Origin of the sequence: Cohaesibacter sp. ES.047 (genome assembly GCF_900215505.1) — a bacterium.
GTDB lineage: Bacteria > Pseudomonadota > Alphaproteobacteria > Rhizobiales > Cohaesibacteraceae > Cohaesibacter.
In genome coordinates, this window is sequence record NZ_LT907844.1 from 1426900 (window position 1) to 1440824 (window position 13925).

The following is a 13925-nucleotide window of genomic DNA, read 5'->3' on the forward strand; positions in this document are numbered from 1 at the left end:
ATTGGCTCAGGATGTGATGTCGGGGCCAGGTCTAGCCTTTCTACCAATCCTCCAATTTGCAGCACTTGTCCAGTGGCTCCACAACCTGCTATAGAGCCCACCGGCTTGGACAAGATCGTCATGTTGGCCCTTTTCGACAACCGTGCCGTCATCCAACACCAGAATCTGACTAGCCGCACGAATGGTTGAGAGCCTGTGAGCCACAACAATCAGGGTCTTGTTCGCGACAAGACTGCCAAGGGCTGCTTGTAATGCCCGCTCGTTCGACGGATCGATTGCTGCCGTTGCTTCATCCAGCAAGATAATCGGAGCATCCTTGAGAATGGCGCGTGCAATGGAGACTCTCTGCCGCTCTCCACCAGAAAGGGACGCTCCCCCTTCTCCAACCTTGGTCATGTAGCCATTTGGCAAAGCTTCGATAAAATCGCTTGCTTGCGCGGCATTGGCCGCGTCCCTCACCTCATCCAATGTCGCTCCTTTGCGGCCAAAGGCGATATTGTCGAAGATGGTGCCCGAAAAGAGATAGACATCCTGAAACACAACCGTGATCAGCTGATTGAGACGATCAGGATCAAGCGAGCGGATATCCGCGTTGCCGATAGAAATGGCCCCTTCGGTGATGTCCCAGAAGCGGGGCAACAGGTTGAGGATGGTGCTTTTACCTGCTCCGGAAAGGCCGACAATTGCGGTCATCGAACGCTCCGGCACAGTGAAAGTGAGCCCCTTGAGAACGTCGCGTTCGGAGTCGTAGCCGAACCTTACGTTGTCGAAACTTACCTCAAAGCCTGTGGGCTGTTGCGGACTTGTCGGGCGGGGAAGGGAAGAGGCGGTCAAAACGCGGTCCATGCGCGTGAGCGACGCATCCGCCATACGCGTTAGTTCCATCACAGCGACGAGACCGAGAATCGGGGTATAGAGCGAAAAGGCCAAAACCAATGCCGCTATGGCTGTTGCCACCTCAATTGTACCACTTCCATATCGCCACCCGCAAACCAGAATGAGAAGGGGGACCCCGACCATGATGATCGCACCGAAGGTGACGATCGGCACGGTCAGATTGACAATCATCTCAACAGATATATCGCGGAATGCCTTAAGTCCCGCACGGAAACTCTCTTGCCCCTTGGCAATGCGGTTGAATGCGCGGATAACGGCAATGCCCTGCACATATTCGATCATGCGGGCTGCTGCTTCTGCCTGCATGTCTTGACGGCGAATGCCAAGTCGTGCCAGCCAGCGGCTTGTAATCAGATAGACAGGAACGCCCGCCAGAATAGAGCAAGCTGCAGCAAGCCCAACAGCCCAATCCTGAACAAACAAGAAGATGAGCACTGCCACTGGAAGGCCAAACGCCTGCGCAATACGGGGCAGCGCGTCGCTCATGAAGCTTTCCAGCATCTGCATGTCCGTCGTTAAAACGGTAACGGTATCTCCCTTGTTCCGCGACAAGTGGAAGCCGAGTGGAAGGGTCCGCAAATGGTCAAGAATACCAAGCCGCAAATGGCTGGCCAGTTTGAAGCTGGAGAGCCATGAGTTGATCGCGGACAGGTAGCCAAACAGGAGCTGTCCAAAAAGGGACAGCACCATAAGGCCGGTTACCTGCCATGCCCAGCCATATGTCATGGTTTCGCCTTGTGCCAGGCGGCCGATCACGAGGATGACGACGCCAAAGGCCAAACCAAGGCAGAAGGATTGGGCAAAGCGATAAATAATACCGGCCATCACTTTTCCGCGCAGCGGACCAGCCAAAGCCCATAGGCGCTTAATGCTGGCAAGGTCAGAGCGCGTTTCCTGTTCTTGGTGATTAAGGCTCTCTGCCGAGGTGTCTGCTTGTGCACTCTCTGTCATGTTACATATCCTCCGGCGCTTGAAGGCCGTTCTGGCTCTTGCCGACTTCACTATGATCGCTTCGCAAACTGATCGTTTGGGCTGCCGTATAGTCACGCCAAAGCGTCGCATAAAGGGTGCCCTTGGCGACGAGCGCATCATGACAACCGCTCTCGGCCACTCTGCCCTTGTCGATCACGACAATCTGATCGGCATCCGCGATGGTATGCAGACGGTGAGCAATGATAATGAGAGTGCGACCCACGGTGAGGGCTTCAATTGCTTCCTGAATGGCAGCCTCGTTGTCTGGATCAGCAAAGGCTGTTGCCTCGTCAAGGACGACGACCGGCGCGTCCTTCAAAATGGCCCGGGCAATGGCGATGCGCTGGCGTTCACCTCCTGAAAGGGTGCCAGCTTGCTCACCAAGATGGGTTTTATACCCGTCTGGCAGCGCTGCGATGAAGTCATGCGCACGGGCTGCGCGGGCTGCGGCCTCAACCTCGGCGTCTGTTGCATCTGGCTTGCCAAAGCGGATGTTGGCAGCGATCGTATCGGAGAACAGAAATGTATTCTGGAACACGAAGGCGACGGTTTCCATCAACTGCTCTATGCCCATGGCGCGTATATCTGTTTCGCCAATGCTGATGCGCCCGGTGCGGATATCGGAAAACCGCGGGATAAGGCTTGCAATGGTGCTTTTGCCCGAACCTGAAGGGCCAACGAGGGCCGTCACCTCCCCTTGGCGAGCGGTAAAGCTGACGCCATGCAGAACGTCATGATCATCATAACCGAAATAGACATTGTCGAAGTGAATGTCGTGACCGGCTAGTTCAACATGCTCTTTGCTGTCTGCCTGTTTCTCGGCAGCCAGCAGATCCAGCACCCGTTCCGACCCCATACTGATGTGGGCCAGTTCGTGGAACAGATTGAACAATTTCAGAAGCGGGGTGCTGTAATTGGCCCCCAGGATGACGAAAAAGGCAAAAGCTGAAAGCGAGATTTCATGTGCCGCCAAAAGGAAAAGGCCGGTTGGCACGATGAAAACGAGGTTTGAAAGAACAAGGCTGAAAAATGTCCCGGCATAGGGAATGAAAGCGCGCGCCCATTTTGTTTCAATCTCGGCATACTCGTAAACGGCGTCGCGGGTTTCGGCGAAGCTTTCTCCCGTCCGGTTGAAAATCTTGATGACAGGCATACCCGCCAGATATTCAACAATCGAGCCGTTCATTCGGGCCCCTGCGGCCTGATAGGCTCCGGACCAGTTCGCGCCGCGCCTCATGCCCAGAACCATCAAGAACAGAGATACCGGTGCTGCTACGATGCTGGCAAGGGCCATGCGCCAATCAACGATAAAGAGCCAGACAGACACTGCCAGCCATGTACCGATGGCGCTGATGCCTTCCGGCAGCCCATGCGCCAATATGAGTTCGAGCTTTTCAGGCTCATCAACGACGAGCTTCTTTGCATCGCCGCTTTTCCGGTTGTCGAAATAGCCCATTGGCAACTGGGCCATATGGCGAGCCAGAGCCATCCGGAGATTGAAGATGGTGTCAAAGGCAACAATGTGAGATTGACCAAGAGCCAAGCCCAAGGCCGCATATCCCATGACAATCGCCAGAAATGCGGCGCCGGCATAAAGAGCGATGGTGGAAAATGAAAAGGCGTCGCCTGCAATGAATAGTGACGTGATGCGGTAGACAATCCACACGGGAACAAGATCAAGCAGAACGGATAAAGTGGCGAGCAGGACCGACAGGGCCAGCTTTGTCCGCACACCATCCATATAGTTGGAAACGAGTTTCAGGCTTGCCAGAAAATCCGGATTGTCTCGGGGATCGCTGTCGTTCACTTCTGGAGAGCTCGTGAGGCGTTCAGGGGCAGCCTCAAGCCCGGCGTCGAACGAAGACATGGGATAAACCCTCCTTGCTTCGTTATGGCATTCTGGCAGGTGGAGTTTGGACGAGCACGCTCCGCATCTGTCCGAATGGCAGGGTTCGGAATGACGAAATCAAGCTTGCTTCAAGTTGAAGCAGTCTTGTCTCGATGAAGCGGTCCTAAGGTGTGGTCACAGGCACCGTATCAGACTTTTATGCATTTGCAACATTCTGTTTCAAAATATTCAGTCCGTTTACTCGCGAGATTAATCGAAGCATGCTCCACGTACAGAAAGCTTCTAGCAAAGTGAGATCCAGACCGTTGAGCCGCGCTTACGTCAAGAAAAGTTTCGCAGGAGGTAGCGGGAATCTACGTTTGAGATTTCGGATTTGAGGGATTTGATCGCTGCACAAAAGCGAAAGCAGATTGCGAAGCCTTTAGACGCAGGCAGCAATGCTGTTCGCCCGGTTCGGCCCGGCGGGGGCCAGCGCATTTACGGGTCGAAGATACATGCCTGCATCGCTTGGCTTTATCAGGATCTAGATCGAGAAAGCCTGTTTAGGAGCCCATCCGAAACAGACGTCAGGAGTTCATTCGGAAAAGTGTCTGGCAGCTCTTCGCTAACAGCGTCCAACGCCGATTTTGAACGGTCTTCCACCTCCTCAATAAAGGTCATCGCGCTCTCTTTGGAGGGCTTTGTTGCAAAAATTATTCGCATAGAATTTCATTTCAACACGTTGGGCGAAATGATCCTGGGAATCGAGAAGCAGCACAAAATTAGCTTGTTTTGCTGTCCGTGATCGAACCTAGCAGGCATCGTTTAGAAAACTATTCTACCATTTTGCGCGACATATTTTTTTGCAACAGAACCACAAACGGAGCCAGAGACGAATTCCACATCGCAACAACAGCTCAGAACCTGCACCAAATCACTCCCCAAAATCTGCGACTTTTTCAACGAAATCCGCCAAAAGACTCTATCCCGGGCACCACCAAGGGAACAGGCCGCATGAGAGATACCTTGCACATCTGGTCCAAAGAGAGCCGGCAGCGTCAGTTATGCCGGATAGGATACCTTGCAGCCAAATTCAAAAACCCTATCTTGATCGCCTCCCTAGGGCAGCAATCGACACCAGTCTGGATGGGTGGGGGTAGCCTCAAACGCCCAGGTGACGATGAGCCTCCCTCCCGATCATCTGCCTTGCTGTACTATCGCACCAACCTTCAGCACGCTTTCCCCATAGATCTCGCACAATCCCCGCGAGCTTCTTCCTTGGGAGGATTTCCAACGCGGGCCGAAATCTCATCCAGACGAAAAATCGCGCCGCGACCCGTATCGAAAATCCTTCACCTAAGCTGCCTCTCGAGGAGCGATTGATCTCGCGTCGCAACATCCCATTAGCTGTTCAGAGGCTACCAGACTTTTTTATGGCTCAGGCCGAGCCTGTGAAGCAGGAGCCCAACGTCGGAGCGATGCACATGGACCCCGCGTTCAGCCAATTCCAGACAAAGCTCATCAAGCGTCAGTTCGCCATTCTCCGACATGCGCCTTGTGATCCATTCATGATGCCCACCCAACTTGCCTTTGTCTGGTCGGCCTTGCTTGCGAGGCTGCACAGAACCCGTCTCTTTCTTGAGAAGCATCAGGTTATTGACAAACCGTGGTGACACGTAGAAATGGGTGGCGGTCGCCCGATGCGAATGACCGGCATCAACAAATGAAGCAACACGTTCGCGCAATGCAATAGGAAGTGATTTGCCCATGATGATCCCCTTTTCTCAAAGGGAATCACAATTGGCAAAAAATGGGAATCCTGAATCTCATTAATTGCGACATGCTTTAACGGGCCGTCGCGGGGTGGCCAAATCACAAAAATCCACGTTCTGACCGATGCCATTGGCCGCCCCTTTGCAGTCAAATTGACTGGTGGCAATGCTGCCGATAGTACGATTGTGTCTGGAGCCTAGATGTTCGGTCCCGGGATTTGATGGATCGGATTCATTTTGAATCTTTCCGGATCCTCTGTCCACTTTTTGCAGATAAATTCGTATGGGGTCAGGCCCCTTAGCGTCTTCAATCGTCTAGCGAAGTTGTAGGCATCTATGAAAACAGCCAGATGCTTCTGGAGTTGCTCGTGATCGTCGTAATGGAACCGTTTGACGGTGGCATCCTTAATAGTCCGGTTCATCCTCTCGACCTGACCGTTGGTCCATGGGTGCTTCACTTTTGTCAGGCGGTGTTCAATGCCGTTTCCAGTGCAGACCCGGTCAAAGATGTGCTGGAACTCATGGAGATCGCGAGACCGATTGGTGAACTGGATGCCATTGTCGGTCAGAACAGTATGGATGGTATAGGGCACAGTGGCGACCAGATTGCGCAGGAACTGTGCAGCATTCATCTTTCCTGCCTTGGTATAGAGTTCAACGAAGGCATACTTGGAAGTCCGGTCAATAGCCACAAAGAGATAGAGCTTGCCTTCAGCTGTCTGTACCTGGGCAATATCGATATGGAAATAGCCGATCGGATAGCTCTTGAAACGCTTCTTTGGCTGCTTGTCGCCTTCGACACTCGGTAGTCGCGAAACTCCGTGTCGTTGCAGGCATCTGTGCAGTGAAGAGCGCGTCAGATGCGGGATTGTCGGCTGGAGTGCATAAAGGCAGTCGTCGAGAGGCAACAAGGTATGCCTGCGGAAGGCGACAATGGTCGCTTCTTCTTGCCGCGAAAGCACAGTCGAACGTGGCTCCTTCGGTCCGGTTCTTAAGTCCGCTTGTGAGGTGCGCGTCTTCCACTTGACGACCGTTTTCTGATTGATGCCGTATCGCTTGGAAAGCACTCTCAGGCTCTCTTGACTATTTTGTATTGCTCGACGGACTGCCTCTGTCGTCGTGGCGCTGCCGTGTAGAACTTGGCCCATAGTGCTTCCCTCCATTCAAATGAGAAAGGTGCACCATCAAAGCATGGGATCAAACACCAGACCTAGGCCTTTATGGAGATTATTTTGATGGCGGCACAGGCAGCGCCGAAGCCATTGTCGATGTTGACGGTCAGAAGACTGCCGGAACAGCTGGCAAGGCAGGACTGCAAGGCCACATGGCCGCCTTCGGACACGCCATAGCCGATCGAGGTTGGCAAGGCGATCACAGGGGCAGCGACAAGCCCGCTGAGCACTGTTGGCAAGGCAGCTTCCATACCGGCAGCGGCAATCAGGACCGAATATTGACGCAGATCGTCCAAGCGGTCCATCAGGCGCCAGAGACCGGCGACCCCGAGGTCATAATATTCATCACAGCCAAATCCATGATAATTGAGAGTGCGGACCACCTCGCGGCAAACGCCGACATCCGATGTACCGCCAGAGACGACGGCAACACGAGCCGGAGCAAGGGTTTCCAGCGCCCCGAGGATAGCCGTCCGGGACTTAACTTCGTAGGCCAACGCCGATTGCACGGGCTCGGACAGGTCCGAGAGCTTGCTCTCGCAAAGGCGGGTCAGCAGCAGTCGACAGCCGCGCTCCATCGCACTCTTGCAGATCTCATCTACCTGAGATGCCGTTTTTCCTTCGCAATAGATCGCCTCCTCGAGGCCGATCCGCTTGCGTCGCTCAAGGTCGAGGTTCACTTCCATGTCGCAATCCGGTTAAAGGCGCTACCCTGACGATAGGCGGCAATCAAAATCTGTTCATGGTCGCCGATGTCGGCAACGGCATGACTGATCGAGCCGATAAGATCGGACTTTTCCTGTTCGCTGATCGCATCAAAGATCGGCTGGTCGATCTCGATGCGAAAGCCCTCGTCGACCAGACGACACCGGATGTTGGTCGCAACGACCTGACTGCGTACAAAGGTTTCGATACGCTCGATCAGCCCCAGATCACGCGCATTTATGCGAATGCCCGTCTGAACACGGCTGGCAAGACACGGAGAGGATGGCAGTTGGGCCAGATCGGCCAGCTTGAAGTCGGCAGCGATCTGGCGCAGCTCCGCCTTGCTGATGCCCGCCTCCACAAAGGGATGGCGCACCCTGCTCTCCTTGGCCGCGAGCAGACCAGGGCGGAAGTCGCTGAGGTCATCCATGTTGGTGCCGGAAATGACATTGCCTGCATCCAGATTGTTGATCGTGCCGTAAAGGCTGCTCTTGCAGAAATAGCAACGGTTCACCGGATTGGCCAGATAGTCCTCGTTGGACATTTCTCCGGCATTTACAACACGGAGGTTCCAGCCCTCTTTCTGCGCATAGAAGCTCACCCGCTCCGTTGCTTCTTTGGGTACGGCTGGCGAGATGGCATGCACCATGGTGGCTCGAGAGCCAAGCTCCCGATGGGCAAGGAAGGACAGCGTCATGCTGTCGACGCCTCCACTGACCGCAACGGAGCATTCTTCCATGTCACGCAGAATGGAAATCAGTTTTTCAACTTTTGCTTCACTCATCGTTCAATGCCCTTTCTACATCCTGCTCCACCAATCGGCGCACGGCTTCCCGGTGGTGGTGATCGCTGCCGTTGGCTGCCAGATCATCCATCTCCACCTTAAGGGTCTTGCCAATTCCCGGGCGCTCGACCCACTTGGCCTGAACATTGTCCACACCGGACTTCACCAGACCGCGGGTCAAGGTGAACCGCTCGACCTGATGGCAGCGAATGCCAAGGGTCGTTGTCTCGGCAAAGATCCTGTCTGCCACGGACCGTTCATGGCCGAGCTTGGCCAGAAGGCGCAGGGAGATGGTCATGCGGCCCTTTTTGCCGAAGCCGCAGGATTGGGTGACATCAATCACGCCCTCATCGGCGCGCAAGGTTTCCAGTCCGACAGCCAAAGCTTCGGGGCTCTGGTCGTCAATGTCGCATTCCAGCACCATGATCTCGTCACCATGGGCCTTTGAAGCGGTTTCAAGCAACGAGGCCCGAAGGATGTTGCTCATTCCGGGGAGTTTTCGGGTTCCAAACCCGTGTCCGACGGCAGAGAGAACACCAACGGCGCTCGCCTGATCAGGCTTGAGCCATGCAAGGATCGCCGCTCCCGTCGGTGTGATGCGCTCTCCGGGGATGCCGTCATCGCGGAATTCGAAGCCCTTGAGCAGTTGCATCGTCGCCGGTGCTGGTGACGGGAGCAGACCGTGATCGGTCTTGATCATGCCCCCACCCCACGGCAGCTTCGATGCACTCCAGCGTACCGGATGCAACCGGGCAATCAGCCAACTGGCCGCAAGAGTGTCAACGATTGTGTCCCAAGCCCCGACTTCATGAAACTGGACATCCTCGACGTCCACGCCATGCACCGTCGCCTCGGCCTGCGCCAGGAGGGCGAAGATCCCCAATGCATGGAAACGTGTTTCCTGATCGATCGGCAGCGCCTTGAGCCAGACTCTGATGGTACGCCAGTCACGATGGTGGTGGTCGTGATGATGGGCATGAGCGTGATCATGATGCCCGTCTGCGTCGTGATGGCCAAGACTAGGACCATCATCATGGTGGTGATGATGGTTGTGGTGATGCCCCTTGGCCGTATCTGTCACATTGTCAGCATCCGCTGCCTTCCTCTCCGTGCGGTACTGCTTTTCCGGCAGAACGACGTCGAAGTGGTGACCACACAGCACCCCGTCCGAGGTGCGGGTCAAAAGAATATCCGGCTTGGGCACGATGTCGAGGGACCGAAGCATCTTCAACAGGGGCTCGGCGTAGTCAGGCTGCGCATCCAGAAGCGCGGCCGTAAACATATCGCCTGCTATGCCCCCGCTGACATCAAGATGTATATGCATGCTGCTCACCTTTGGTTAGAGATCGAGTGTTCGTATTTCAGTCGCCAAACAGGCGGCTGAAATGCAAACCGACCTTTTCGGGTTGAAGGGGTCCACTTTTAAGCTCGTCGATTTTCGGCGGCTCACACATCGGCAGCACGCCGACGGGTGCCGGCTTGCTGGCACATTCGAGGAAGCATCGCACCTTGCAAGTGGAACACCGCGAAGGATCCGCTTCAGCCGCCATAATTTCCAGAGCATCCGATTTGGAAGCATGGAGCTTGTCTTCCCCCAGAATGTCCAGCACGTGCATCCGCCGCAAGGTGGCGATCAGGCGATCATAATTGGTGATGATGTGATAATCGCCCCCTCTTGCACGGGTCTTCTTGATTTCTTCGACCAGCAGGTCCGCCATCGACATATCGATATGCCCGACCCCATGCAGCACCAGAACCTTAACAGTCGGGCTTGAATGTTGCCGTTCCAGATAACGGAACTCGCGTTCGATGGTTTCGACCGATCCGAAGAAAAGAGAGCCTTCCACGCGCAGGATCAGGATTTGCGGGCATTGACGAAGTGGATAGGCAGCCGTATCGCGCAGCTGTCGGCGACCATGGAAGGTTGCCGGTGCCAGTGCGGCGACATTGGGCTTGGCACTGCGAAGGATGAACGCCATGAGGGATGCGATCACACCGGCAGCGATGCAGGCTTGAAGATTGGTCGTCACGCCAGTGACGAATGTCACGGCGAGGATCATCGTCTCGCTGCGACTTGAGCTGACAATATGCCGGATTTCGTCCAGACTAACCAAGCGGTAGGCAACGTAGAGAATTATGCCCGCCATTGCCGGAACGGGAATGCGGGTCGCCATCGGGGCAACAAGAAACAGCAGGCCCATCAGGAAGACGGCTGCGAAAACGGCTGAAATTGGAGTTCTGGCACCGGATTCGGCATTGAGCGCTGACCGCGTGAAGGACCCTGCCCCTGCATAACACTGGACAAAGCCGCCAACGATGTTGGACAGGCCCTGACCGACGATGTCCTGATTGGCATCATACCGTTCACCGCGCCGCATCGCAAAGGAACGACCGATACTGATGGTCCCGAGCAATCCGATAAAGGCGATGGATACGGCGCTGGACGTCAGCAGAGCGATATTCTGAATGGAAAAGCCGGGCATGGAGAAGGTCGGCGTGATGGAAGGCAACGCCGAGAACATCGCAATGCCATTCGCCCGGGCATCGACCAACTCCCCTACACCAATGCCGACCGCAAGGGCAATGAGGTAGATGGGTAATCTCTTACTGATCCTGTTGCAGATCAGAAGCGTAGCGAAGGTGCTGAGGGAGATTGTGAGGGCCACGGGTGAAAAATCAGCGACCTGTTCCACAAATCCGCCAAGCTGTCCGACCACGCCTCCACCTTTTGGAACCGAGAGACCAAAAGCGCCACCAAGCTGGGATGCCCCGATCAGAACGGCGGTTGCGGCAGTAAAGCCGACCATGACAGATTGCGAAATGAAGGAAATCAGTGCACCTAGGCGGCAAAGGCCACCAATCAGCTGGAAGATGCCGACCATCACAGTCAACACAAGCGCGAAATCGACATAGGCAGGAGTTCCGGCCGGGGCCAACTGGGACACCGCAGCGAACAAAACAGCCGATATCGCCGTCGTCGGGCCAGAGACCATAATCATCGATGATCCCCAAAGCGCCGCGATGACCGGTGTGATCATGGCCGTGTAGAGTCCGTATTCCGGTGGCAGGCCCGCAATCACCGCAAAGGCCACACCTTGCGGCAGAACAATCGCAGCGTTGGTGAAGCCCGCAATCGCGTCCGCTCGCAGACTCTTGCCATTGACCATGCTGTACCACGGACGACGCAAAGACAAATTGGATAGGATCGAGCTGGTCATTTAGGCATCCAGTTGGCAAGGACAGATGGCAAGCGCTCTGCCCTTGTGCAAATTCGACGTGCCCCGGAGTTGCATCTCCGGAGCTGTTGCTGGCAACCACACTTCAGTTGCGATACGCGGGGACGTATTCCTGTTATGCCGTGTAGAGCTTCAAAATCCGCTCCAACTCATCGACATCAAAGCCGATGGGCGGCGTAAAGTTTGTGAGGGCGATCAGGCCGCCGTCGAGGGTATTGATACCCGCAAGCATGGCTGCGTTGTCGCTCTTCAGTCCGCCGCCATAGACAACCTTTGCCGGGAAGCCCAAAATCTCTTTCGTGGCCTCCTTGATGAAGGCCGAGACATAGGCAACATAGGCTTCATCGGGGGGTGTCTTGCCCGGTCCAATGGCCCAGACCGGCTCGTAGGCAATGATCACACTCTCGGGATCAAGCGTACCAGCAACCTCTGACAGACCTTTCTGTAACTGGGTGCGCAGGACGGCCTCGATACGCGGCTTCTGCGCTTCGAGCGGGCCCTCACCCTGTTGCACGGCGGTCTCGCCGATGCAGAGAACGGCACACATGCCAGCGGCGCGTGCGCAGACCATCTTCTTGCCGATGATGGCACTTACGGTTTCGTTGGCGCGGGCATCAAAGCCCGCATCCTTCATGCCTTTTTCTCCGGCGAACTGCTCCATGGCAAAGCGCAGACCATTGCGGTCCTCGCAATGGCCGATGATGCTTGCCTTAGCACCGATTGCCGCCTGGGTGGAGGCGATGTTGTGAGAGGTGAAAGCGCCAAAATTTCTGCCCTTGGCAACGTCTGCATAGTGGCAGCTCTGGGAGCCGATGGCGAAATATGGCTTCGATTTCGCAGGTACCGCCCAAGCCTTTTCAAGGGCGAAGGGCAACAATACATCGGGCACGAAGATCGTGAGATTATAGTCGTCGGATTGACCGAAACCCTTGGCAAGAATGCCTGCCACGGTCTGGATAATCCATTCGCCCGGATTGGCGACGTCGCAGACGCCGCCCTTGTCCCGGTGAACTTCGAAACGCTTGAGGTTGATCAGGATCTCTTTTTTCATAATCACCCTCTATTTCTTTCTACCAAGATGCATCGCGGCACGGGTGAAAGCTTCTGGCAGTGCCAGAATGCTCGGATTCTCACCGGTATAGCGGACCGCATCCGTCAGGGCCTCTTCGAAGGTGGCGCGGGTTTTCATGCCCATGGCACGTGCCAGACCCGGCTCCTGCGCACCGACCACATAGACAGCCTTGGTGTTCATTTCAGCGATATGACCGCAGGAGGTCATCGAGAAGCCGTGGAACGGGTGGTAGCCGTAATTGAAGCGGTATTTCTTGATCATCTCCTCATCGCGCGCGATATATTCGATGTGCTTGTTGAGATCGACCAGAGTGTTGCAATAGTCGGTCTGGAACAGATCGAACAGCTTGCGATAGGACGGGAATTCCTCGTCATGGAAGTAGCCGTTGCAAAGGGATGAGCAGATCAGCACGCAGTTGTCGCTCATGATCCGCTTGTGACGGATGATCTGGGCGGCGATCGCCTGCATCATCAGGATCGGGTTTGTGCCGTGACCATTGCCGTAGTGGAAGTTCTGCGGCATGCCGAACAGCATGATGTCGTATTTCTTGGTTGCCCAGTTCACATAGGTGCGTTTGTCGGCGACCGCAAAGCAAAGCGGCTGGATGTCTTCGCACCCACCGGCATAGACGGCCAGCTGCTGGCCGAAGGTGTTGAGCACGGCATCACAGGTGAAGAACTTCTTGCCCATGCATTTTTCCATCCACTTGCCGATCTGGTCGAACTTGTGGCGCATCAGGCTCTGGCTGGAAACCGGTGTGAAGTCGTCCCGGTGCATGACGCGCGGGATGTGATGGGAGGCAATGCATTCCCAGTTGGTGATGCCGGTTGCGGTATGTTTGTAGCCGCCAGAATAGCCGCCGTAGGGGTTGCCGAGAGTGTGACCGATCATGACCGCAAGGTCGGCGTCGAACACCGTCTTGTTCATCACGACCTTGTCGCCATACTCATTGCGCCCCAGATCGACCAGATTGTCCCAGTCCTCACTGTCGTGGTTGACCACCTGGCCTTCCCAGTAATAGGCGTTGAAAACATCTGGGCCAAGGATGCTGCGCAGTTCCTGCTCGGTGTTTTTGCGATGTAGGCCGTTGCTGCAGATCAGCATGATGTCGCTCTTGTTGACACCTGCCTTCAGGCATTCTTCGAGAATAATGGGGATCGAGACGCGCCGATGCGCTGTCTCATGGAAGCCGCCCTTTACCCGGTCGGGGAAAACGATGGCGACTTTCGAGCCCTTTTTCACGGCTTCGGCGATGGGAGGCATGCCGATGGGAGTGAGGATGGCTTCACGGGTCGCCGCAACAGGGTCGGCGAGATGTTCAGGATCCTTGACGGTTTCGCCGGGAATGAAGATGTCTGCACTGTCAGGCAGCTGGGCAGGCATGAAGCCCGATCCATATTCGAAATTTACGGTTTTCATAGCAACCTCTGTTCAATTCGAGTAATGGCAACAGGCAGACTGGGCGAATGTCGTTGGTGGATTTCGTC

The 13925-nt window shown here is 55.4% G+C and carries 10 protein-coding genes and 1 pseudogene; 1 reads left to right on the forward strand and 10 read right to left on the reverse strand.

Features of this window, described 5'->3' with window-relative positions; genetic code table 11:
* Window positions 1-6: 6 nt before the first annotated feature.
* The 3 genes from CPH65_RS06430 to CPH65_RS06445 all read right to left on the reverse strand — a co-directional run bounded on the left by CPH65_RS06430 (window position 7) and on the right by CPH65_RS06445 (window position 5466).
* On the reverse strand, window positions 7-1848 hold the full coding sequence (locus tag CPH65_RS06430) for an ABC transporter ATP-binding protein (protein ID WP_096172704.1): 1842 nt from the start codon (window positions 1846-1848) through the stop codon (window positions 7-9).
* A gap of 1 nt (window position 1849) precedes the next feature.
* Window positions 1850-3736, reverse strand: coding sequence for an ABC transporter ATP-binding protein (locus CPH65_RS06435; RefSeq protein ID WP_096172706.1), 1887 nt, complete (start codon window positions 3734-3736; stop codon window positions 1850-1852).
* 1379 nt (window positions 3737-5115) lie between these two features.
* Entirely contained in the window at window positions 5116-5466 is a 351-nt protein-coding gene (locus CPH65_RS06445) for a transposase (protein WP_096172709.1), read from the reverse strand.
* A gap of 81 nt (window positions 5467-5547) precedes the next feature.
* On the opposite strand from CPH65_RS06445, the pseudogene CPH65_RS24475 reads away from it, so the two are divergent.
* Window positions 5548-5652, forward strand: a pseudogene (locus CPH65_RS24475) (IS5/IS1182 family transposase); the annotation flags it as partial.
* 14 nt (window positions 5653-5666) lie between these two features.
* Here the strand turns inward: CPH65_RS24475 and CPH65_RS06450 are convergent.
* The 7 genes from CPH65_RS06450 to CPH65_RS06480 all read right to left on the reverse strand — a co-directional run bounded on the left by CPH65_RS06450 (window position 5667) and on the right by CPH65_RS06480 (window position 13857).
* The gene (locus CPH65_RS06450) at window positions 5667-6617 is read right to left on the reverse strand and encodes an IS481 family transposase (protein WP_096172710.1); all 951 of its coding nucleotides are present in this window, start codon (window positions 6615-6617) and stop codon (window positions 5667-5669) included.
* Window positions 6618-6679: 62 nt separating this feature from the next.
* Window positions 6680-7327 (reverse strand): nickel pincer cofactor biosynthesis protein LarB, encoded by a 648-nt coding sequence (larB, locus tag CPH65_RS06455; RefSeq protein WP_096172712.1) that lies wholly within the window; start codon window positions 7325-7327, stop codon window positions 6680-6682.
* The gene (locus tag CPH65_RS06460; protein ID WP_096172713.1) at window positions 7318-8130 is read right to left on the reverse strand and encodes an adenine nucleotide alpha hydrolase; all 813 of its coding nucleotides are present in this window, start codon (window positions 8128-8130) and stop codon (window positions 7318-7320) included. Before CPH65_RS06460 ends, larB begins: the two co-directional genes overlap by 10 nt.
* Window positions 8123-9454 carry a LarC family nickel insertion protein gene (locus CPH65_RS06465; RefSeq protein WP_096172715.1) on the reverse strand — a complete coding sequence of 444 codons (1332 nt, stop codon included), beginning with the start codon at window positions 9452-9454 and terminating at the stop codon, window positions 8123-8125. Before CPH65_RS06465 ends, CPH65_RS06460 begins: the two co-directional genes overlap by 8 nt.
* A 37-nt stretch (window positions 9455-9491) precedes the next feature.
* A complete protein-coding gene (locus CPH65_RS06470) occupies window positions 9492-11348 on the reverse strand; it encodes a SulP family inorganic anion transporter (RefSeq protein ID WP_096172716.1) in 1857 nt (618 codons plus the stop codon).
* 133 nt (window positions 11349-11481) lie between these two features.
* On the reverse strand, window positions 11482-12417 hold the full coding sequence (locus tag CPH65_RS06475; RefSeq protein WP_096172717.1) for a triose-phosphate isomerase family protein: 936 nt from the start codon (window positions 12415-12417) through the stop codon (window positions 11482-11484).
* Between the two features lie 9 nt (window positions 12418-12426).
* On the reverse strand, window positions 12427-13857 hold the full coding sequence (locus CPH65_RS06480; RefSeq protein WP_096172718.1) for a lactate racemase domain-containing protein: 1431 nt from the start codon (window positions 13855-13857) through the stop codon (window positions 12427-12429).
* Window positions 13858-13925 lie beyond the last annotated feature (68 nt).